Origin of the sequence: Paenibacillus wenxiniae (assembly GCF_039822605.1) — a bacterium.
GTDB classification, from domain to species: Bacteria; Bacillota; Bacilli; order Paenibacillales; family Paenibacillaceae; genus Saccharibacillus; species Saccharibacillus wenxiniae.
In genome coordinates this window covers 75,896-98,037 of the sequence record NZ_JBCGUH010000010.1, presented here as the reverse complement: position 1 = coordinate 98,037, position 22,142 = coordinate 75,896, and the positions used below count along the sequence as shown (strand labels likewise).

Sequence of the window (22,142 nt, the reverse complement as noted above, 5' to 3'; positions counted from 1 at the left end):
TCGCTTACTCGCTTTATCGACAAACGCACAAAATATTGTATAGGCTCGGTACATTTAGTATATGGAAACGATTTGTCCTCTATGTGTCCATATACCTATTTGAAACTGTGAACGATGGATAGGAGAGAGAAAAGGTGAGAAATGCGTTGATAGGTGATGGTGGGATGGTGAAGGGGAGGAGGTAAAAGAGGAGTAGATAAATAAGAGCAGAGGAGAAATTATACCTGATATACGATGTACGAAAATTGAAAAAAGCGATACAGAATGAACAAAATAGGTTCCATATCCTCGCTAAAACAACCCAGAATCTTCGTCGATCGTCGTTGGGCTAATTTTGATTCAAAGATTCCTTAACATCGCGATTAATTCACGGCGGCTTGACGTATCGGTTTTGGCGAAAATCGATTTGAGATGATCCTGCACGGTAAAAGTGGAAATATGCAGGGCAGCTGCAATCTGGCGTGTCGACTGACCTTTCATCACCTGCCGAATCAGCTGCTGTTCACGCGCCGTTAATGCAAATTGTTCGCATTGCAAACGAAATAGCTGCTCCGGTGGAGCGGATTGTAGCTCGATCATCACCTGTCGATTTCCATCATTTGTATATACTAGATTTGCACGCATCCATACATAGTAACCATGAGCTGGAATATAGCTTTGCACGCTTTCCTCATAGCCTGTTATGTTAGCAGACTGGTGTAATAGTTTGAGCGCAGCAGTATGAATAGGACGCGGCCATAACGCAACCGATTCATTTTCATGTTGCCGTAATCGGTCCAGCCATAATGTAGCAGCACGATTGGCAGACAATAATTCCAATTGCGCGGATAGAAGAACAATCCCTTTTTCCGCGGATGGGGAAGGGTCAGGCATGGAAACGAAGGAATCGTCGCGATGAATTTCCAGATTGCTACTTTCGCGGTGTATTTGTTGCAAAGCACTCAGGCTAAATATACGCAACTGTGCAGCCATCTCAGGTAATAATTGCGTTATCCATTGCTGTTCATCCGGGCTAAATAGCAGTTGATCATCAAGACGATACAGGGTGAGAAATCCCCAGCAGCGTTTATTGTATATCATCGCTACGCGAAGCTCGTCGCCAAAGCCAGCCGGTCGTAGTACCTCACGATAGCGTGGATGTGCGGATAACAGTTGACGCTGGTGCTGACTTAATACCGCGATAGGCGGCTCGCGCTGAACAAGATGAGGATACGCATCTGCCGCTTCGGGATAAGCGTGCTCGTAAGCAAGCAGTTCCGCATGAATACGTTCTAACTGCTGTTCCACCACTGCACCGACCGACAATAGGCTGTCTGGATCGACTAGTGTGCAGCAGGCTCCGTCAAACGGAACATATTGATTTAGCCACTGGAGTAACCGGACACGATACTGTACAGAAGCATGATCATTGTCATAATCGGCGGTTGCTTCTAGCAGGCGAGGGAGCTTATTGGGGAATGCATGTGTAGGATCCATAAAACAAAACCTCTTTTCCTTATTCAATCGGTAACTATGATAATAAATCCCAGCTTTGTGGGATAGGAGAAATGTAGTTTCTATTACATAATGAGTAGCAGCACGGAAGTGGAGTACGTGTGATCTGCTGACAGTATATGAACGCGAGATAAACAGGTCGAAGTTAGTATAGTCATAGTAATAATACAGGCAGTTTAATTTCAGACTGAATCTACAGTGTGTAGTCTACAAGGATTAATTGAGAATCATTCTTAATTGATTCGAAGTATATCAAAGCGCCCTACGTTATACAATAGATCCCATTCATGTCTAAGCATCATCCTCGTCATTTTATGTAAAGACCAGGACAGGCAGTCCATTTCTAAACAATAAATATAACCGTTTCATATTGAATAGGCATATTTACTTTAACAAGCATCTATTCATCAATCTATTTATCAGCCGTTACGAATAAAGGAGGTTATATCCATGCAGCAACTAGACAATGAAACATACCCGCAGCAGTCTATTTCTAATGATACGATTCAAGCTTCACATTCCATCTCAAACGAATCGGAAACGATAGGCTCATCAGCAGATGAACGATCCAATCGTGCTACTAATCCGTTAATGAGCTGGCATAGTGAGTCAGCCAGCGCCTATCATCAGACTATCGGTCACAAAATTCCTGCCTATCCTGTATTGTATGAGCTAAGTGGAATGATTCTGGAAACAGGGATGAATCGTCAACCTGCTCATCTCGCGAATACGGCAACTGAGCATAATACAAACCAGCCAACCCGTGGCAATCGCAATGCTTCTATGGACGAGTCTATAAACAGCTCCATCCATAGTGCAAAAAGTGAAGCAAATTCGCTCTTGGCTCATAAGCAGGCGGCATTACCTGCACCGTTTCAACCGTTAAGACATGTGGCAGTGATCGGCGCTGGTGGTGGACAGGAGCTGGTAGCCTGGTTGCCGCATTATCCACACTGGCTAGTGACAGGTGTAGATCCATCCGTACAGATGCTTAATCTAGCAAAACAGCGTACAGAGCAAGCTGATCTTGCTACACGTTGTCGTTTGCATATCGGAACGATCGATCAGTTGCCGGAACGAGTGGATCCTACCTGGGAAGGAGATGGGCTGTCCTTTGAAGCTACGCCTACAGCAGCTATTCCACCATGTAACTCCAAGTCTGATTCCAACTATGATCTACCTAATTCCCAATTCGCTGTAAAGTCTCAGAAGAACGCTGCGCCATTACGCTATGATGCAGCAGCCTGCTTGCTGGTGCTACACTTTCTACCCTATGAACAGCAACAAGATTTGCTAAACCAGCTTGTGGCAACAGTTGAACTTGGCGCGCCAGTCATTGTTGCCAGTTTATCGGCTACAACACACAGTTCGGTCAATGATTGGCAGATGCAGGCATGGCATAAACATATGCGGCAAAATGGAATTGCGGAGACGGATTGGCAACGCTTTGCCGATTCGTTTGGTGTGACTTCACATCCGCCACATGTAGAAAAGATGGAAGCGATGCTAGCTCAAGCTGGCTTGGTAGAGATAGGCACTTATTTTCAAACATTATCGATTCGTGCCTGGTGCGGAAGAAGAGCGATGGAAGGGGACAACATAGAGTGATACGCAATCAGATCATTATTGTTGGTGGGTATGGTACGGTAGGACAGCGTATTTGTCGACGTTTACTGCAATCAGATATAGACATGTCGTATGAAATTGTTATAGCCGGGCGCAATGAAGCGGCTGCACACGCATGTCGTGCATCAATGGAAGGGAGAGTACAATCATTACAATGGGATGTGATGACATCTTCTGAACAATGGCCGGATGTATCGGCTGCTCGTCTCATTATCATGTGTCTTGATCTGACAGAGACGACGCTCATTGCATATTGTTTGGAGCAAGGGATCGACTATATCGATATCACTGCAAACGGTGAATTTTTGCAGCGGCTTGAGCAGTTGAAAAGAGATGTTCTTGTTCCGTCTTCAACTGTACAGCATACTCCGACTATTTTACTTAGCGTTGGACTGGCCCCCGGTTTAACTAATCTACTCGCAGCCGAGCTGTGTCGACGGTTGGATGATACGGAGCAGTTAGATATTTCCATTATGCTCGGTCTGGGTGAACGACATGGACAAGCTGCGATTCGCTGGACCGTAGATCAACTGGCAATGAAGTTTACTATTATGGAAAAAGGCAAGTTGGTTGATGTGTATAGTTTGACCGATGGGCGATTAGTATCCATGCAGTGTGATGATCACAGCGAGCGAGCTACCGAATCCCGAAGAAAAAGTAGCAGCAAAACTCGTAGCAGAACACACAAGCATGTCTATCGCTTTCCTTTTTCAGATCAGCAAACACTCGCTCATACGCTGGCTGTACCGTCGGTATCGACTCGCCTCGGTTTCGATTCGGTAGCACTTACACGACTGCTGGCGATGATGCAGCGTCTAGGAATATTTCGTCTTATGCATCTTTCATTTGTCAAAAAAGCGATTATTGCATTATTTGGCAGCATTCATGCTGGAAGTGACCAGTATGCCATTCGGATCGATGCATCTGGAGTGCGTCGTGACGAGCCTGCTCAATTATATTGTGTACTCAATGGACATAGTCAATCCACTGCTACAGCTGAAATTGCAGCCTTATCAGCAGAGCGTTTATTACAACATAGCTCCGATGCGCCACATGGTATTTTGCATATTGAGGAATGGCTGGGCTGGGATACCGTTAAAGCGGATTTGAAAGAACGATTAGCATTTCAAATGAGTGGGCTGGACGGATAAAATTACGTATCATTTTACATATACGATTGCCAACGCTCACGATCTGGCTTACAATCACTATAATATTTAATTAACCTATGGTCAGTAGTGAGGCAGAGGAGAGATTATTGTGGATGATATGACATTAATGATGAAACAACTTACCGAAACAGATGGTGTATCTGGATTTGAACGTTCGGTACGCGATAAAATGGCTGATTATTTAAGTCCACTGTCCGACGAATTGATGAAAGATCGTCTGGGCAGCATTATCGGTAAAAAGGTCGGTCAGGAACAGGGACCACGTGTATTGATCGCAGGTCATCTGGACGAAATCGGCTTTCTCGTTACCAGCATTACGCCTAAAGGATTTCTCCGTTTTGAACAACTGGGTGGCTGGTGGCCACATTCCGTCATGTCCCAGCGTGTACGCGTAAAAACACGTAAAGGTGATTATGTCGGCATTGTCGGCTCCAAACCGCCGCACGGCATGGAAGCAGCTGAACGCGAAAAAGTCGTGAAGCTCAAACAAATGTACATCGATATCGGTGCACGCGATGCGGAAGATGCTAAAGCGATGGGCGTCCGTCCGGGCGACTGGATCGTACCGATCTCTGAGTTTACGACGATGCGCGATGATGAGTTATGGGTAGGAAAAGCGCTGGATAACCGTGCTGGCTGTGCACTTGCGGTTGAAGTATTGAAACGTCTGCAAGCAGAACAGCATCCGAATGTGCTATATGCAGGAGCAACAGTACAGGAAGAAGTCGGTCTACGTGGTGCGACAACCGTATCCAATCTCGTCCAACCGGATATCGCATTCGCACTGGACGTAGGGATCGCGACGGATATACCAGGCATCGAATCCGAATTTGTTTCCAATGTAGGTGGTGGACCGCTATTGCTGCTGCTCGATGCAACGATGATTCCACACACAGGTCTGCGCGATCTAGTGATGGATACAGCAGAAGAACTGGGCATGGACGTGCAGGTCGCTACGGTTATGGGCGGCGGTACCGACGCTGGTAAATTCCATTTGCATGGTATAGGTTGTCCAACGCTGTCGATGGGATTTGCCACACGTTATATTCATACTCATAATGCAATTATGGCGAAAAAGGATTTTGATGAAGCCGCTACATTGCTAGTGAATGTGATTAAGAAGTTGGATCAGGATAAAGTGAATGAACTGTTTGGTTAAGCAGATCAATGCGTATCTGTGTGATCCGCCAGAATGTGCAGGGTTAAAGAAAAATTATTAAGCTGTACATGCATCATTCGACAAGCAACATGACTTCAACAGTATAAAAATACTAAAATAATAAGCCCTCACTTTCCTGTCGATCATAACGTTCAGCAATACGCTGGATAGATCAACAAGTGAAGAGAGGGCTTATTTGCTACATTCACAGATAGGAGTATAGCGTATAGGATTATGCCTACTTACAAGACATTGAAATGATTTTTAGTGGTGCTTATTGATCTACTAGCATGTTTACGAAAATGAGTATGGACGCAACAAGCACTTTACTGCGGGAAGGAAATAAGGGAAAAAGGCGACTTGAAATGGTAGTGTTTTGCTAACACGCGGTTCAATAGAAATTGATGTTCATGAAAGCAAATATCTTATCCCTTCCACGCACAGGAATCCACATTTCACTCCCAGTTCGCAGATTCCTGTGCGAGACAGGAATTCGTCCCCTTATGCTTTGCCGAAGTGCTGTAATTCCAAACGCACCTATACGTAACTCCAAGCACAGACATACAATTACATACACGTAATGACTTACTTGTAGCTACTCGCAACCTCAACCGAATTGCTTCATAAACTCACCCATACGCTCCAATGCGACTTCCAGCTTAGCAGGAGAAGTGGCATAAGAACAACGGATAAATCCTTCACCACCCCGGCCAAAAGCAGTACCAGGTACGGTCAGAACACTCGTTTCTTCCAGCAGACGCTCAGCAAATTGCTCGGAACTCAGTCCAGTATGTGCGATAGAAGGGAATGCATAAAATGCCCCCTTTGGTTCGTGACAGGGCAACCCTACCTGGCATAAACCGTTGACAAACATCTGTCTGCGCGAATTGTACGAGTCCATCATCATATCTTTTGCTTCGATGCCATGCGGTTTGAGCGATTCTATTGCAGCGATCTGTCCGAGAATCGGTGCACACATAATCGTGTATTGATGGATTTTGAGCATCGGTGCGATCACTTCCTGCGGACCACATGCATAGCCGATACGCCAGCCTGTCATCGCAAATGCTTTAGAAAATCCACTGATTAGCAGTGTACGCTCTTTCATGCCGGGCATTGCCGCAAAGCTCACATGTTTACTACCATAGGTCAGTTCGCCATAAATTTCGTCAGACAGCACGAACAAATTATGCTTTTCTACCACTTTCGCGATCGGCAGCCAGTCCTCATACGTCATCACTGCGCCAGTCGGATTGCTTGGATAGTTCAAAATAAGCAGCTTGGAGCGTGGTGTAATGCTAGCTTCCAATTGTTCTGCTGTCAGCTTAAAGCTGTTTGCTGCGGTCGTCTCCACTTCAACCGTTGTACCTGTGCATAGTCCGGTGATTGGTGAATAGGATACATAACATGGAGCAGGCACGAGAATTTCATCGCCTTCTTCGATCAGTACACGCAGTGCCAGATCAAGTGCTTCGCTACTACCGATCGTGACCATCATTTCATGTACAGGATCGTAATTGATACGGAAATTGCCATCCAAATAAGTCGCGATACTTTCGCGTAGCTCCAGCAAGCCAGCATTCGGAGTGTACTCGGTACGACCTTGTTCCAGTGCACGGATACAAGCCTCTCGTACCGCACGCGGCGTTGTAAAGTCCGGCTCTCCGATTCCAAGCGAGATCACATCTTCACGTCCAGAAATATAATCAAAAAATTTGCGAATACCGGATTGTGGCATACTTTGTGCAAGGGGTGTAACCAGACTGCGCTTTGTCATTGAACTCATCATTGTTCCTCCTTAGGCTGTAGAACATTTGGTTATCGTGTATGGGATGTAGTTATCGTTAATTTGAGCGTGAGCTGCACGCTTTTGGGTACAAAAAAAGACCCGTCCCTGTAAAAGGGACGAGCCTCTGCCCGTGTTACCACCCTGGTTCCGCCTCCAATGGAAGCGGCACTCTGCAACGTATCTAGCAATACGTGTTCCCGTTAACGCTGGAAATGCGGCAGCACCTACTGTTAGTTCAGCCTGCTTCTCGGGGATGGCTTCGGTTATGTTCTGAACGTTGGCTTTCACCTGACCCAACTCTCTGAAGAACAGAATCGTAACGTACTCTTTCCCGTCATCGAATATAGTTATCATTGCCGTCATCACGGCTTGCTTTGCTTGACCATTACACATGGGTCCACATGATTGAATCAACTGGAACCATGTCGTTTGTTTTGAATTGTCATGACGATTCGTTTGACCGGTCAAATCGTAGGCTCATTGTAATACAGGAATTTGGGGATTGCAAGAGGGAGTTTTAAAAAAGATCGGCAGCTGATCAGCAAGTACATACGTTAACATAAATGTAGTTACAACAGAAATACAGCTTATATAAACGAATGTAAAATAACACGTATTTAAGTTTTTTTCAAGGGTGTTATGCTGGCATACTAAAGTAAGTTTTTAAGCGCTATGCTTTAACGTAGTGCACTTTTTATATTTATTTTCTGCCGTAGAAGTATTCGTTTACTAGATTTTGTCTAATTTTCTCCGCAACTTGGTATTCATGACTTTTAAGTGACTCATCCATTTCTTTTATAAGTGCATTGTTTGTAGGAGATAGTTCCAATTCACTACACATATCATCCCATGATTTACCAGAATCTTTATCAGCGTTGTTTGAATATTTTATTCTTAAGTTAGTATCTGAATATAAATTTTCATGCAAAATAATATTATGATACTCTAAAATTTTTATGTTTGTATTTGCTCCATTGGCTTGATTTTTTGAAATGTCTTGCTTAAAATGTCCTATTTCATGAAGTAAATCTCGATTATATTTGTTTTGGCTAAGCGGATCATCTTGTCTTTGCGTAATAGCAACTACCTTGTATAAGTAACTGTATGCTGCGTTTCCATGTAAAGATAAATGCAAAGAAAATGGTGAGTTCAGCCAATCTTTCGCTTCATTTTTTAATTCTTGTTGCTTCATTACTTTCTCTTTATTTTCCTCAGTGACGATATTGGGTATTTCCATATTTGCTTCGCTTTTAGACTTCTCATAAAGTTCACCGAACAAAATTTTTCCTATTTCTTCGTCTTCTAACCCTTCCATATTTAGTCTATGCTCTGCAGGTACCTTTTCAACTTTGTCTGTGATTTTTAAGTTGGAATCTAATGGACATTCAAGAATTTTTATCTTTTCGCCTATAGGAATGCCTAATTTTTGTTTGTGTTGATTAACTAAATCTGGATTAATTGCTCTTTGAATCACTGGTGGAGAAATATTTGGCTTTTTGGACAGCATAAACTGGGTTGTTGCTCTATTACCAAATGTATGCTGTAAATCCAAAACCATATTGTTCGGTTGCGAAAAACTCCGTTGTGTTTGTATAGGTTGATAGTTATGTAGATGAGTTTGTTTAGCGGAATACGATTTCATTATCATTCACCTTCTTTCAGAGAGTAAAATTCGCGTACACACATGAAATAAAATACGAATTGAAAGATTGTGTTTTTGTAACTAGGTACACATAATATACCACATATTTCTATCTGCATCTGCAATTACTCGTTTTATGAAGTCTTCCTAAATACACATACGTAATTAAAAATATATCCGTCGAAATTGCCGAAATTCCTCCTCATTCCTACATCGAAAGCGAATAATTCAAGTGAATCCTCATTTTGTTCAAGCGGATTGCATTTCAGCTACCGAGCAACCTTTTCATCTTCTGTATAAATTTCAATTAATTCTGTGATTTCTTCAATTTGTAAGCGCTATCTTTCGCCTATGATGAAAAGGCATCAACGGCTTTATCGTCTAGGAAGTTCCACCAATTTGCCTGTGAAAAGGAGAGGAAGCGATGAACAGACAAGCCAGAACGATGTGGCGCATGGTAGGCGTTCAGGTGATGACGCTTGCACTGATGCTACCTGCGTTTACGTGGGGGAGTGCGGATACGAATCGCGCGGAAGCGGCAACCGTATCACGGACGATCTCAGTGGATACGAGTCAGGTAGTGCAATCCGATTTTCTGGGGGTCGGTGTTAACATTATTCCGACCAATTTGATGCCGCTAGGTACACGCTATGGATACAACGATGCGTACTGGGCGATGGATGCGAATCGGATTGAGAAAATTCAGCCCAAAGTCGCTCGCGTCTGGTTCCAGATCGACTGGATGGAGCCGCAGAAAGGTACGTATACATTTAACAGCGACAAGATGAAAGCATTTTATAAATACATGGATGCCTTAAAAACAGCAGGTACGGAAGTGGAACTGAATTTTGGCTGGAAAGTCGGCAGTACGGTACAGAGCTGGTTTAACATTCCTGGCTTAAAAGATCCCTATGTGAGCGCTCCGGCTGATCTCGATGCGTATGCTGTATCAGCTTCTGCTGCACTGAATGAACTACTGAACCAGCGCGGATACAACAATATCAAATACTTAACGTTCTACAACGAGCCAAACGGAAGCTGGGACTTTGAAGGACCAGCCGATCAAAAGGCTTATTATGCGCAAATGGTACAGAAGGTACACAATCGCTTAACCGCTGACGGATTGCGGGATCGGATTGAAATCTGGGGACCAGAGGAAACAGGCGCTCTGGACTGGATGCAGTATATGAAAAACAATGCGGACAGCGCATTTGATGCGTACACCTTTCATGTGTATGGCACCAGCTACGACGGTTTGGGCAGTGTAATCTCCGATCGCCATGCAGCGGCAGGCTCCAAGCCCGTCGTAATGACCGAATTTGGCTGGGCAGATGATGATGCAAGCAACTGGAATGCCGGCTTTGCCAACTCGGTCATTCGTGCCGCCAATGATGGTTTGCGCGGTGCGCTAATGTGGCAGATGAACGGCGCATGGTCGAGTGATCCAGATGGCGATACGAACGGCACGTACACGATGTGGCATTCGTTGCCATTGGATCGTGATCCACGTAAAACGTACTACTCGGCTGGCTTCCTGAATCGCTATATTCCAGAGCACAGTCAGGTGCTTAAAACCAGCGCCGGCGGCGCAAGTGATGTGCGTGCATCGGCATTCCGTGGCGCGGATGGTAACTATACCGTACTGGTCGAGTCGAAGGGCGATAGTGCTCAGCAGCTTACGATCGACTTTGGTGGTACCAACGTGAACAAAACTTTTTACAAAATGACGTACCGGGATAGCGTACAGCCGAATGCACAGGCAACGTTGCCTGTAGTCGAAAACACATTCGCGGCACAAAAATCATTTACGGACAATAGCACCGATACCGGATATCATTTTTCCATTTATACGACAGCCAAGCCACAAACACAGGTTGAAGTGACACCAATCGAGAAAACCGTAACGGGTGGTCAGACGTTACAGCTGCAAGCGAATACGATTGATGCCACTTATGGAAACGCAAGTGTGGCGACGGTAACGGAAGATACGTATGGCACAGAGCCAGCATCGGATTCAGCAACTGGTGAGTCGAGCAAATCGTCGACAGACCAGGGCAATACGAGCAATAACGATGAACAGGCAGTAGCCGCTTCATCGGCAAACGGACAGGCGAAAAGTAATGCAGCAACATCGTCAGCTAGCCAGTCGGATGACTCTGCTTCACACGTAGTTACTGCTTCGACGGAGACAACAGCTACAGAGCAGGGATCGACAAAGCAAGCGTCAGTAAAGGCTCCAGCAACGGATGAATCCACTTCTGCGTCTGCTGCTAAAGCGGATACGAACAAAGATACAGAAGCAGCAACAGCAGATGAACCATCGACTACAGAGCCATCTGCTAATAGCGATGAAGCCTCTGCGACCGAAGCAGAAAGCGTGACTGAATCCACATATACACTGACTGCAACGAATGTAACGTGGACGGTACTTGGCAGCAACAACGGTACGATCACAAGCAATGGCTTGTATACTGCACCAGATGTATCGACCGAGCGCGTGGTCGCGATTCGTGCGGCAAGTGGAACAGACACCGGAGCGTATGGCATTGCGCTGATCAAAGTCATTCCACGCCATGTGGATACCCGCGTTGATGCACCAACGTTTAGCCTGACACCAGGCATTTACAACTCTGCCGAAGCGGTATTTATCGAAAGTGGAACGACTGGTGCGCAAATTCGCTATACGCTTGATGGTAGCACACCGACAGCATCTTCAACGCTGTACAGCAATTCAGTCATTTTACCGAATGGCGGTACACGCATGCTGAAGGCGATTGCGATCAAGTCAGGACTGACTAACTCTGGCGTCACTTCCGGTCTGTACAAAACGCTGGATCAATCGATTGGACCGGATGGCTATCAGTTCTGTGCGTATGAGAGCAAAACATGTGCCTTTAACGGACAGGCGATGGTCGCCTACGGGGCAGATGGCATTTTCAAATACAAAAAGTTAACCGACGGCACACTTTGTACGGATGACGTATTCGGCGGTGATCCTGCGCCAAATGTAGCGAAACGTTGCTTCTATACGACGACAATTCCGAATGAAGTACCAGTCGTGACGATCTTTAATACTGATTTTGAAAAGCCGGAGACGAGTTCGATCAAGCCAGGACCATTTACGAATGGCTGGGTGTTTGACTCCCGTTCCGGTGTTCAGCGCAACGGAAGTGCATTTGGAGCAGCTAATGCACCTTCCGGACAGCAAACCGCTTATTTAAAAACCGATGGTGGTATTAATGGCACGATTTCACAACAGCTAAACTTCCCAGCAGGTACGTACAAGCTGAGCTTCCAGGGCGCTACACGTAGCGGTTATGGCATTCAAACATTTGACGTATACGTGGATAGCCAGAAAGTAGGCAGTTTTGCACCACAGTCCAGCTCGTACACCACGCTGACAACGAATGCGTTTACGGTAACGGCAGGCAAGCATAACGTCAAATTCGTAGCGACTTCGAATACGGGTGACCATACCGCATTTTTGGATGGTATGATCATTCGCGAAGCATCCAGTACGCCTGATCCAGAACCTCCAGTGACAGGCGAGTTGAAAAATGGTGGCTTTGAAACGCCAGCAATCGCCTCCAGCAGCTCTACGAAAACACGAGTTGGCCCGTTCACAAGTGACTGGGTATTCGATAACCGCGCCGGTATTCAGGGCAATGGTAGCGTATTGGCTCCAGCAGCCAATGCACCGGAAGGAACGCAAACCGCTTATTTGAAAACAGATAATGGTGTGAATGGTACGATCCAGCAGCAGCTTACGATGGCGGCAGGCACGTATAAGCTGAGTTTTAAAGCAGCTAAACGTACCAATCTGGGTGGTACGCAAACATTCGATGTGTATGTAGACAGCAACAAGGTGGGCACATTTGCTCCGAATACAGGCACTTACACTAGCTATACAACGAGTGCGTTTACCGTAACGGCAGGTCAGCATACGATCCGCTTTGCAGCGACTTCAACGACAGGTGATAATACCGCCTTTATCGATGATGTGAAGCTGACTGCTCAATGAAGGAACGGTATTTTTCCTCTAGCTTGAATCATGTTTGATTGATGTGAAATGCAGCGATAGATTGCGATCGGTCATTTCGCATTGCTTCATAAACGTTGAGTATGAAGCGCAGACGATTCACATGATGGAGCGCCTATATTAATACGTTAACCGATCCAAATTCAAATGCTGATGTATTGTAGCTCGTGGAGGTCTTATCTGTATTACAACATCAACTGATCTCTGTTGTGCAACATCGTACGTTACAGTTAGTACAGTCTATAGTCTACCGTAGCCAACCAAGCATAGCATCAAGCTTGACTGAGTCATGTCACAACAGCAATACAAGCACATCGACACGTACAAATGATGCGCAGCATGAATAACAATAGGTACAGCATCAATAGGGATGGGCCAGGAGCAGACCGATACGACCAGCGTCGTGGAAAGTCATTCTGCTTCTGGCCTTCACCCATGAGGGAGGGGAAAGAGATGAACCGATACGTAGATCATCATGTATCAAGTAAAGACGACCAGGATCGGCAAGATTTTGCTCCACAGTTTACGCCATGGGAGCATGCAGTTACATCTGTAAATACGTGTAGTTTAAAAACAGGAGAAGTACAGCAGCAGCGCGAAAAACTGAACAGTACGAACGATTCCGCCTTACGGATGGAACTCGATGGCGTATGGCAGCTTGCAGAAGAAGGAAATGACGAGGACCGTTTGCAAGGCGAATGGCAGGACGCAATCGCTGCACAGGTGCCGGGCAGTATTCACCAGGCGCTGGTTGCCGCTGGCAAGCTGTCTGATCCATCATTTGGCAAAAATGCTGTACTGGCTAAGGAATATAGTCACCGCATCTGGTGGCATAAATATACATTTACACTGGATCATCCAGAGGCATGGACACGCAGTCGTCTTCTGTTTGACGGTGTATCGCCAAGCTGTGAAGTATGGCTGAACGGACAGAAGCTGGGCACGCATGAAGGTTCGTTTGGCGGTCCCGAATATGAGGTGGCAGCACAATTACAGCAGCATAATACATTGATTGTGAAAGTTCATCCTGCACCGCTCGGCAATGAATGGAATGTGTGGCATTCGGCGGTTGTGTTCAATTGCAACTATGGTTGGCACTATGTAAATCTGCCTGCGGTAGGCATCTGGCAAAGTGTGCGATTGGAAGCTTTACCAGAGCAACATGTACTGCATCCGTTCGTAGCTGTACATAGCGTAGAGGATGCACATGCAGGACAAGTTGAATTGACGTTTGAACTAGCTGAAGCGCCTATTATCGGCGATCGGGTATATGGCTGGATTGAACTGGAGCAGGGGGATAGTGTTGGCGATACGGAATCACAAGCAAGTGGGATGAAGACCAATAAGGGAGCAACAGAAGAAAAAGAACAACAAAAAGAAAATAGTGCTTCAAGAGATAATAGAGCAGGAAATGATGCAGAAGATGATTCTGTACATTCGCAAGCTATGAAAACACAGGCTCTCTTTTTTGAATGGAAGTTTACGGATGAGAGCGATGAAATGCAACATGGGAATACTGATCATGTTGCTATCAGTACAGCTGCTTCATATCATCGTTCAGACACAGACACAGACACAGACACAGACACAGACACAGACACAGACACAGACACAGACACAGACACGACAAAACAACTTAACAGCATTAGCAGTACAAGTAGCAGTGCAAGTCGTTTGACCGACAGCAGTAAATACACCGTAAGGCTAAAACTAAATATACCGCAACCACAGTTATGGTGGCCGCTTGATATGGGGGAGCAGTCATTATACCGCCTGACGCTCGTTTGTGTACGTGGTAATGAAAACAGCTCATCAGATATAGTACAGACGCGCATAGCAGATACTGTCAGTCGCACCGAAACGACGTTTGGTATTCGACATATTGAGATGCAGCCTTTTACAGGTGGGGCTAATCCTGAGGAATATAAATGGATATTTGCTATTAATGGTGTACCTGTGTTTGCGAAAGGAACAGGCTGGTGCACGCTTGATGCATTGATGGATTTTCGGCGTGAGCGGTATGAACATTTTCTTGGCCTTGCTGCCGAGCAGCACGTGAATTTTATGCGTGCCTGGGGTGGAGGGATTCCCGAGACGGATGATTTCTATGATCGATGTGATCGGCTCGGCATTATGATTATGCAAGAATGGCCAACTTGCTGGGGAAGTCATGCGAACCAGCCCCGTGCAGCATTAGAGGAGACAGTTCGACGTAATACGCTGCGTCTGCGCAATCGTCCATCGCTGGTGATGTGGTGTGGAGGGAATGAGACGAGCAGCGAATTGGATCATGAAGCGATGCGCATGATGGGTAGACTGGCGATTGAGCTGGATGATACACGTCCATTTCACCGTACTGATCCGCTTGGCGGCAGTACACATGATCATATCGTGTGGAATGGTTGGACACCGGCATATAGTTTTGACTATTATGCGGGCTTGGAAGATCGGCTGCTCAGTGAATTTGGTTTGGCTTCAGCGCCGGTGATGGAGTCGATGCAGCGATATATGCCAGCCGATGAGCAATCGATCTGGCCGCCGCCGGTAGATGAAAGCTTTTATGCGCATTTGCCCGCATTTGATACACGCGATGAAATGCGTATATTGTCTGAATTTGCCGATTCGTTTATACCTTGTGATTCGTTGGAAAGCTTCGCGATTGGCACACAGCTGGCGCAGGTCGTATCGCTACGGCATAAAATGGAGAGCGCACGTTGTCATTGGCCTCATCAGACAGGGGTAGTCACGTACAAGCTAAATGATGTGTATCCGGGGGTGTCATGGTCGACGATTGACTGGTATGGTGTGCCCAAGCCATCACATTATTTTACTGCTGATGCGTATGCTCCGCTGGCAGTGTATGTGCTATTCAAACAGCTCAATAGCCCCGAGCAGGCACAGCAGCTGCCTGTATATATCGTTGATGAGCAAAAAGCATTGAATGGAAAAGCATGGAAAGCGACTGTGCGTGTATATGATGCTGGACTACAGGAGATGATGCGCCGTGATTGGGACGGAGCGTCTGACCGAACTACGAATGATTCTATTGCGGCGCAAGCAGCTGCTCCACCTCGTAAGCTTGGTGAACTGGAGCTGATCGGTTACGAGCTGCATGATGCTCCTTTACTCATCGTATCTGAGTTATATCGCGAAAATGAGCTAATATATCGTACATTTTACTGGCTAAACTTTGATGCTCGTCCAGGTGTGTTGTTCAACTTGCCACCTACAGAGCTGCAATGGACACCGCTGACGGATGATCGTTCATCTATAGCTAGCGATAACGAGGGCATCGATACTAATGATGTCTATCCAACAACAAAGGATGTTGATCCAGCCGTTAACAATTCGGCGGCTGCACGTTATCCATATCATGTACGTGTATCCAATGTAGGCAGTCAGCCTGCTGTAGCGGTAGAGTTAGTACAAACTAGTAGTTCAACACAAAACTACGCTCTGGCAAAACAGCAATATTTCTGGCTGGATGCTGGCGAAGAACGGATTGTACCTGTGCGTTCTCTGGACCATTTGCATGTGCGTGCATGGAATGCAGAGTTATCCGCAACGTCTAATCAGGATAAACGAAGTAATAGTAAACAAAATAACACTAAACGAAATGATAATGAATGGAATCATAGTGAACGAAATAGTAGTGAACAGGATGCCAGTAATGAAATGACGAAACAGCAACCTGCTATAGCGCTACAAACAGATACTCATCAGCTGCATCATCAGAAGGAGGAGTAAAGATGGAACGCCGAACGACAACAGGCAATCTGCACATAGACCAAGTGCAATCGCTGAATCCTATTCATGACCGCGACACAGCTTCATTTACTGTCCATTCAGCCACTTCATCTGTTGATTATCTACAACCGCAGCAACGTCAACGTAGACTGGATACGGATCGTTTATATGCAGCAGAGCTATATGACCACTTACTCGACCCACCTGCTGAATATCGTGCGATTCCGTTCTGGTCGTGGAATGATCGGATGGAGCCAGAGGAGATCCGGCGACAGGTACGTGAGATGAAGCAGGCAGGGCTTGGCGGTTATATTATTCATGCTCGTGCCGGTCTGGAAACGCCCTATATGGGCGATGAATGGATGGAATGTATCGCTGCGGGCATTGATGAAGGGCATAAGCTGGGCATGAGAGTATGGTGCTATGACGAAAATGGCTGGCCGAGCGGATTTGCCGATGGTGTTGTACCTGCACTCGGACTGGATTATCAGCAGAAATGGCTCAAATTGGAACAGCTGCATAGAGAGCAATCCGATCACGAAAGTATAGATCCAAGCTCTACCGAGCATATAAACTACAATCCGGTTGAACATACACGTTCACACGAAAATGAACATACCCGGACAATTGCCTGGTATCGCTGGGAAGATGGACAATATGTTCAACTTGTAAATGAACAACGGCATTTAGCCGATCTGCGTCTGTATTATGATATCAATCCATACTATATCGATACACTGGATGCAAGCGTGGTGCGTGCTTTTATCGAATCGACGTATGAGCGTTATGCCGAGCGATTTGCCGAGCATTTCGGACAGGCCGTAGCCGGTATATTTACAGATGAGCCGCAATATGGACGCAATCAGGTGCCGTGGTCGTTTACATTACAGGAGCGCTATAAGGAAGCGTACAGTCGCGATTTGTTGCAGGATTTACCGTTATTGTTCCTAGAAGGGGCAGGGCATGAAGGGGTACGCTATCGGTTCTGGCAGTTAGCGACACGACTATTCTCGCAGTCGTTTATGGAGCAGATCGGTGACTGGTGCGAGCAGCACAATATTCGTCTGACCGGGCATGTTGTGTGTGAAGATCATCTGACAGCGCAGACAGGTGCGGTTGGGGATGCGATGGCTTCCTATGAATATATGCAGGTGCCCGGTATCGATTGGTTAGGACGGTTTATCGATAACCCGATCACACCAAAACAGGTTAGTTCGGTTGCCCATCAGCTAGGGCAAAAGTTCGTCTTATCCGAGACATTTGGCTGTAGTGGCTGGAATGTATCGTTTGCCGATCTAAAATGGATTGCCGAATGGCAGTATGTGCATGGCATTAATTTGATGTGTCAGCATTTGCAAGGTTATAGCTTGCGTGGCATTCGCAAACGGGATTATCCGCCTTCACTATATTATCAACAGCCGTGGTGGAGCGAATATCATCGTTTCAATGATTATTTTGGTCGATTATCGATGTTGCTGGCGGAAAGCACGGTAGAAGCGGACATTTTACTATTGCATCCGATTCGTTCGTCCTGGCTCGTGTACACTCATCCGGTACATGGTGCAGATGAGGCGACGAAGCAAGGGACAAAGCTTGGTGTAGAGCGTGGAGAGCGAATTAATGCGGATTTTGTGCAGGTGAGTGAATGGCTTGGTGCGCTTCATTATGGGCATGACTATGGCTCGGAAAGTATTATCGAGCATCATGGACGTATCGAAGGCAAGCAGCTTGTGATCGGACAGGCAGCGTATGGAACGATCATTTTGCCACCGATGTTAACGATCGGCTCGGCGACACTGGAATTGCTGCTGCGTTTTAGCGAGCAAGGAGGACGCATTCTTGCACTTGGTGCATTGCCGGATACAGTAGATGGCAAACATGATGAACGACTGAATGAGCTTGAGCTGCGAACGCCATGTTTGCCGCTGGAATTGTCTGCGTTACAGCACTATTTACAACAACATGTGCCTTCTGCTATTACATTACGTCAATTGGAGTGTAAGCCAGCAAAATTAAGTGTTGAGCAAGTCGAAGCAGAAGTAGCGGTAACAATGGATACTGTGACTGAATCGCCGCTACTGAGTCGTATTCATCTCGTTCAGTCTGCTCTGCTTGAAACAGCAGAATCAAAAGAGCAAACAGAACAACCACAACCTATAAAACAAGCAAAACAAGCAAAACAAACGGAACAACAACAAGCAATGCCCATAGATATCCGTTCTGCCGATGTCGAACAAGCCGATCATAATGGTGCATCCATGCACACAGCACGAATACGATCTGTAGAAACAGAAGAAGCACAAGAAGCACAAGAAACATGGAACACAGAGCCAGATCGATTGATCTATATTGTAAACACCGATCGAGAGCATAGATATCAGGCACAATTTGAACTTTCCTCCTTCGGATACGGTGAGTTGCTTCAAATTGATTATGTGAATTTGGAAAATGGCAGCATTCAGCCGTTGCATGCAGATACAACTGAGCAAGGGCGACTGAGCATCACACTGGATTTTGCACCAGCTCAATCGTATATGCTCCGCGTGCGTACAGCAGCTTCCGTTATGGCAACCGAAGCGGATGGTGCAACTATACTGACAAGCGGATGGAGACCCGAGCAGGCACCAGAACAGACAATAGCAAACACAACAGCGAACACAACCGAAACCAATGAAAACAGCATAACTGAAAATAAAATAACGGAAAGTAGCGTAACAGCAGTCACGATGCCTGCCCAACATTGGCGTGTTGAACTGAGCGATCTCAACAGCATCACACTGGATCGTTGTCGCTGGCGTATTGCAGGTGGAGACTGGTCAGAGCCGGAGCCAGTCATTTTTGTACAGCAGCATCTGATCAAACTGGGACATGCGGTAGAGGTTGAACTTGAGTTTACAGTGACTGCCGCTGCCGGCGAATATTTGCAGACAGCGATGTACCTTGCGCTGGAGGAGCCACAGCGGTATCGTATATCGATCAATGGGCATGCGCTGGAGCAGCAGGAGCAGGGTTGGTGGCGTGATATTGCTTTTCGAAAGCTGGACATTCGCGGTTTGCTGCATGCCGGTGACAATCGTATCGTACTGGCTGGACCGTTTGCTAATTCGGAAGAAACGTATGAGGCTGCGGCAAGAGCGGCGGCATTTGAATCGGAAGGTAACAAGCTATTTTATGATACAGAGCTGGAAAGCATTTATATTCTCGGTCACTTTGGCGTTCAGAGTAGAGCGGAATATACGTATGACGGTTATGATGCGATCTATACAGAGGGACCATTCCAGCTAATTGAGCCGCAGCATACGGCACGTACAGGAGATTTGACGACAGAAGGATTACTGTTTTATGCAGGTAATGTACGCTTGTTGCGTTCGCTGCTCGTAACGGAGCTGGTACCTGAGGAACGGGTGTGGATCGTATGTGAGCGTCCCCATGCTGTGCTGTCACGTCTATTCATTAATGGTCAAGAATGTTCCACATGGATGTGGGCACCTTATGAAGCCGATATAACGGACTTGCTGCAAAGTGGCGAAAATGAGCTTACGATCGAGCTGCTATCCAGCTGTCGTAATTTGCTAGGACCACATCATCATGTACGCGGTGAACTCGATATGGTCGGCCCGGATAGTTTTACCGATCAACCGAGCTGGACAGATGGTCATTTTGACGGTGATTCGATCTATGTGGATCGATATTGTATGGTTCGATTCGGCCTGGCAAGTGAGCCGCAACTGATCGTTCGTTCACGTTAACGCTTCATGTAAAATGTGGACGATCGCATTGGTAAATTTTTTTATATATTGGATAAAATTGTAAATTGATTGTATTAGAACGGCTTAACATCGTAACATGTACAGGTTGATTGGGACGCTTGGAAAGCTACAGTTTGAAGTTTCCGTGTTAGCATCTACCCTATAACGTCTGCATTTGAATGTAGCTGGATAGAAATGTATCTGGATAGAAAAAGACGTATAGATAAAAAAGAAACTCACATGCCGAACACTGTACGCTGGTGTTCGGCTAATGCCAAATATAGAGGGGCGATCCATCATGTTATCGCGATCAGCAAACACAACATTACTGCCGCTACAACTTCATGCCAGCGGGCGGCATCTGGCGACTGCGGATGGACAGCCTTTTTTCTGGCTCGCGGATACCGCATGGGAGCTATTGCATCGGCTGAATATGCAGGAAACGGAGCATTACTTACGTGTACGTGCAGAGCAAGGCTTCAATGTGATCCAGACGGTACTGCTTGCTGAACAAGACGGATTGTTCACACCAGCAGCGAATGGACGTCTGCCATTGCGACTCGATCAACCAGGACAGCCTGATCTGCTTCAGCCGGATCAGGCTGGTGCCGATTCATACTGGCATCATGTCGATCATGTACTGGAGCTAGCACAATCACTCGGGTTGTATATCGCTTTACTTCCAGCCTGGGGAGACAAATTCAATCTATCCGGCGGCATCGGCCCCCAGATACTGGAACCGGCAAATGCGTATGGCTATGGACATTGGCTGGCAGAGCGCTTTAGTCATCATCCCCACCTGATCTGGGTACTTGGCGGTGATCGTGCACTCGAAACCGAACGACATACTGCGATTATTCGTCAGCTGGCGGCAGGCATTACCGAAGGTAGCAGTGAGCAACGCTTGATGACGTTTCATCCCAAAGGCGGTGTTTCATCATCCCGATATGTACATGCGGAAACATGGCTTGATTTGCACATGATTCAGTCCAGTCATGGTGCTGGAGTACGAGATAATTATCGTCTCGTGGAACACGATTATGCGTTGGAACCTGTACGACCGACGCTGGATGCAGAGCCATGTTATGAAGATATTCCGATTGATTTTAATCCCTTTAATGGATACTTTGATGAAGCGGATGTGCGGCAAGCTGCCTATTATGCGGTATTTAGTGGAGCCTGTGGACATACATATGGACATCATTCGATCTGGTCGATGTATACGGGCAGAGACGATGCAGCCTGGGCAGATACAGCAGCTGGATATTTTATTATGTCTTGGCAACAGGCACTGAGGCGTCCGGGTGCAGAACAAATGCAGCATTTGCGTGCGTTAATGGAAAGTGTTCCATTTACGGAAGCCAAACCAGCACGTCATTTACTGGAACAGCCACTGGATGGAGCGAACACACCGGTAGCCTGTTATGGGAAAAGCTTCATGTTTATCTATTGTCCAACAGGACTGTATGTTACAGTAAGATTAGGACAAATCGAAGGCGTCACATTGGAAGCGGTATGGTACTGTCCGCGTACAGGACAATATCACGATGCTGGCACGGTCAGCAACACAGGTAGGCATGAATGGGAAGCGCCTTCAAGCGGAAGAGGACAGGATTGGGTGTTGTGTCTGTTCAGCGATGAAGAGTATCCACAGCAAGCGGATCGTGTTTCTCCTGTGTGACGGTGTGAGCACCCGCCATTATGTTTGCTGAAAGTGACTGGATG

At 46.3% G+C, this 22,142-nt stretch carries 10 protein-coding genes and 1 other annotated feature; of the genes, 7 read left to right on the top strand and 3 right to left on the bottom strand.

The annotated features are described in order from the left end of the window. Positions 1-339: 339 nt before the first annotated feature. Positions 340-1,476 carry a helix-turn-helix transcriptional regulator gene (locus AAHF22_RS17250; RefSeq protein ID WP_347326271.1) on the bottom strand — a complete coding sequence of 379 codons (1,137 nt, stop codon included), beginning with the start codon at positions 1,474-1,476 and terminating at the stop codon, positions 340-342. Between the two features lie 468 nt (positions 1,477-1,944). Here AAHF22_RS17250 and AAHF22_RS17245 point away from each other — a divergent pair, with 468 nt between their 5' ends. The 3 genes from AAHF22_RS17245 to AAHF22_RS17235 all read left to right on the top strand — a co-directional run bounded on the left by AAHF22_RS17245 (position 1,945) and on the right by AAHF22_RS17235 (position 5,451). Then, positions 1,945-3,102 (top strand): class I SAM-dependent methyltransferase, encoded by a 1,158-nt coding sequence (locus tag AAHF22_RS17245; RefSeq protein ID WP_347326270.1) that lies wholly within the window; start codon positions 1,945-1,947, stop codon positions 3,100-3,102. Next, positions 3,099-4,271: a saccharopine dehydrogenase family protein gene (locus AAHF22_RS17240; protein WP_347326269.1), complete on the top strand. Its 1,173-nt coding sequence runs from the start codon at positions 3,099-3,101 to the stop codon at positions 4,269-4,271. The genes AAHF22_RS17245 and AAHF22_RS17240 overlap by 4 nt, the downstream gene beginning before the upstream one ends. A 118-nt stretch (positions 4,272-4,389) precedes the next feature. After that, entirely contained in the window at positions 4,390-5,451 is a 1,062-nt protein-coding gene (locus AAHF22_RS17235; protein ID WP_347326331.1) for a M42 family metallopeptidase, read from the top strand. Between the two features lie 607 nt (positions 5,452-6,058). Here the strand turns inward: AAHF22_RS17235 and AAHF22_RS17230 are convergent. Together AAHF22_RS17230 and AAHF22_RS17225 are read right to left on the bottom strand one after the other, a co-directional pair. Next, entirely contained in the window at positions 6,059-7,237 is a 1,179-nt protein-coding gene (locus AAHF22_RS17230) for an aminotransferase class I/II-fold pyridoxal phosphate-dependent enzyme (protein WP_347326268.1), read from the bottom strand. A gap of 112 nt (positions 7,238-7,349) precedes the next feature. Beyond that, positions 7,350-7,587: a binding site (T-box leader), on the bottom strand. Positions 7,588-7,940: 353 nt separating this feature from the next. Continuing rightward, on the bottom strand, positions 7,941-8,882 hold the full coding sequence (locus AAHF22_RS17225) for a hypothetical protein (protein ID WP_347326267.1): 942 nt from the start codon (positions 8,880-8,882) through the stop codon (positions 7,941-7,943). Positions 8,883-9,306: 424 nt separating this feature from the next. Here AAHF22_RS17225 and AAHF22_RS17220 point away from each other — a divergent pair, with 424 nt between their 5' ends. The 4 genes from AAHF22_RS17220 to AAHF22_RS17205 all read left to right on the top strand — a co-directional run bounded on the left by AAHF22_RS17220 (position 9,307) and on the right by AAHF22_RS17205 (position 22,098). After that, on the top strand, positions 9,307-12,903 hold the full coding sequence (locus AAHF22_RS17220; RefSeq protein ID WP_347326266.1) for a chitobiase/beta-hexosaminidase C-terminal domain-containing protein: 3,597 nt from the start codon (positions 9,307-9,309) through the stop codon (positions 12,901-12,903). 471 nt (positions 12,904-13,374) lie between these two features. Next, the gene (locus tag AAHF22_RS17215) at positions 13,375-16,668 is read left to right on the top strand and encodes a glycosyl hydrolase 2 galactose-binding domain-containing protein (protein ID WP_347326265.1); all 3,294 of its coding nucleotides are present in this window, start codon (positions 13,375-13,377) and stop codon (positions 16,666-16,668) included. A 2-nt stretch (positions 16,669-16,670) separates the two neighbouring features. After that, positions 16,671-20,417 (top strand): glycosyl hydrolase family 2 protein, encoded by a 3,747-nt coding sequence (locus AAHF22_RS17210; RefSeq protein WP_347326264.1) that lies wholly within the window; start codon positions 16,671-16,673, stop codon positions 20,415-20,417. Between the two features lie 298 nt (positions 20,418-20,715). Next, complete coding sequence (locus AAHF22_RS17205) at positions 20,716-22,098, top strand: glycoside hydrolase family 140 protein (protein WP_347326263.1); 1,383 nt, start codon at positions 20,716-20,718, stop codon at positions 22,096-22,098. Positions 22,099-22,142 lie beyond the last annotated feature (44 nt).

Bases quoted from the DNA above. Each gene is read 5' to 3' on its own strand.
- AAHF22_RS17235 (WP_347326331.1), top strand. From the start codon at position 4,390: ATGACATTAATGATGAAACAACTTACCGAAACAGATGGTGTATCTGGA.
- AAHF22_RS17245 (WP_347326270.1), top strand. From the start codon at position 1,945: ATGCAGCAACTAGACAATGAAACATACCCGCAGCAGTCTATTTCTAAT.
- AAHF22_RS17205 (WP_347326263.1), top strand. From the start codon at position 20,716: ATGTTATCGCGATCAGCAAACACAACATTACTGCCGCTACAACTTCAT.
- AAHF22_RS17215 (WP_347326265.1), top strand. From the start codon at position 13,375: ATGAACCGATACGTAGATCATCATGTATCAAGTAAAGACGACCAGGAT.
- AAHF22_RS17230 (WP_347326268.1), bottom strand. From the start codon at position 7,237: ATGAGTTCAATGACAAAGCGCAGTCTGGTTACACCCCTTGCACAAAGT.
- AAHF22_RS17220 (WP_347326266.1), top strand. From the start codon at position 9,307: ATGAACAGACAAGCCAGAACGATGTGGCGCATGGTAGGCGTTCAGGTG.
- AAHF22_RS17210 (WP_347326264.1), top strand. From the start codon at position 16,671: ATGGAACGCCGAACGACAACAGGCAATCTGCACATAGACCAAGTGCAA.
- AAHF22_RS17225 (WP_347326267.1), bottom strand. From the start codon at position 8,882: ATGAAATCGTATTCCGCTAAACAAACTCATCTACATAACTATCAACCT.
- AAHF22_RS17250 (WP_347326271.1), bottom strand. From the start codon at position 1,476: ATGGATCCTACACATGCATTCCCCAATAAGCTCCCTCGCCTGCTAGAA.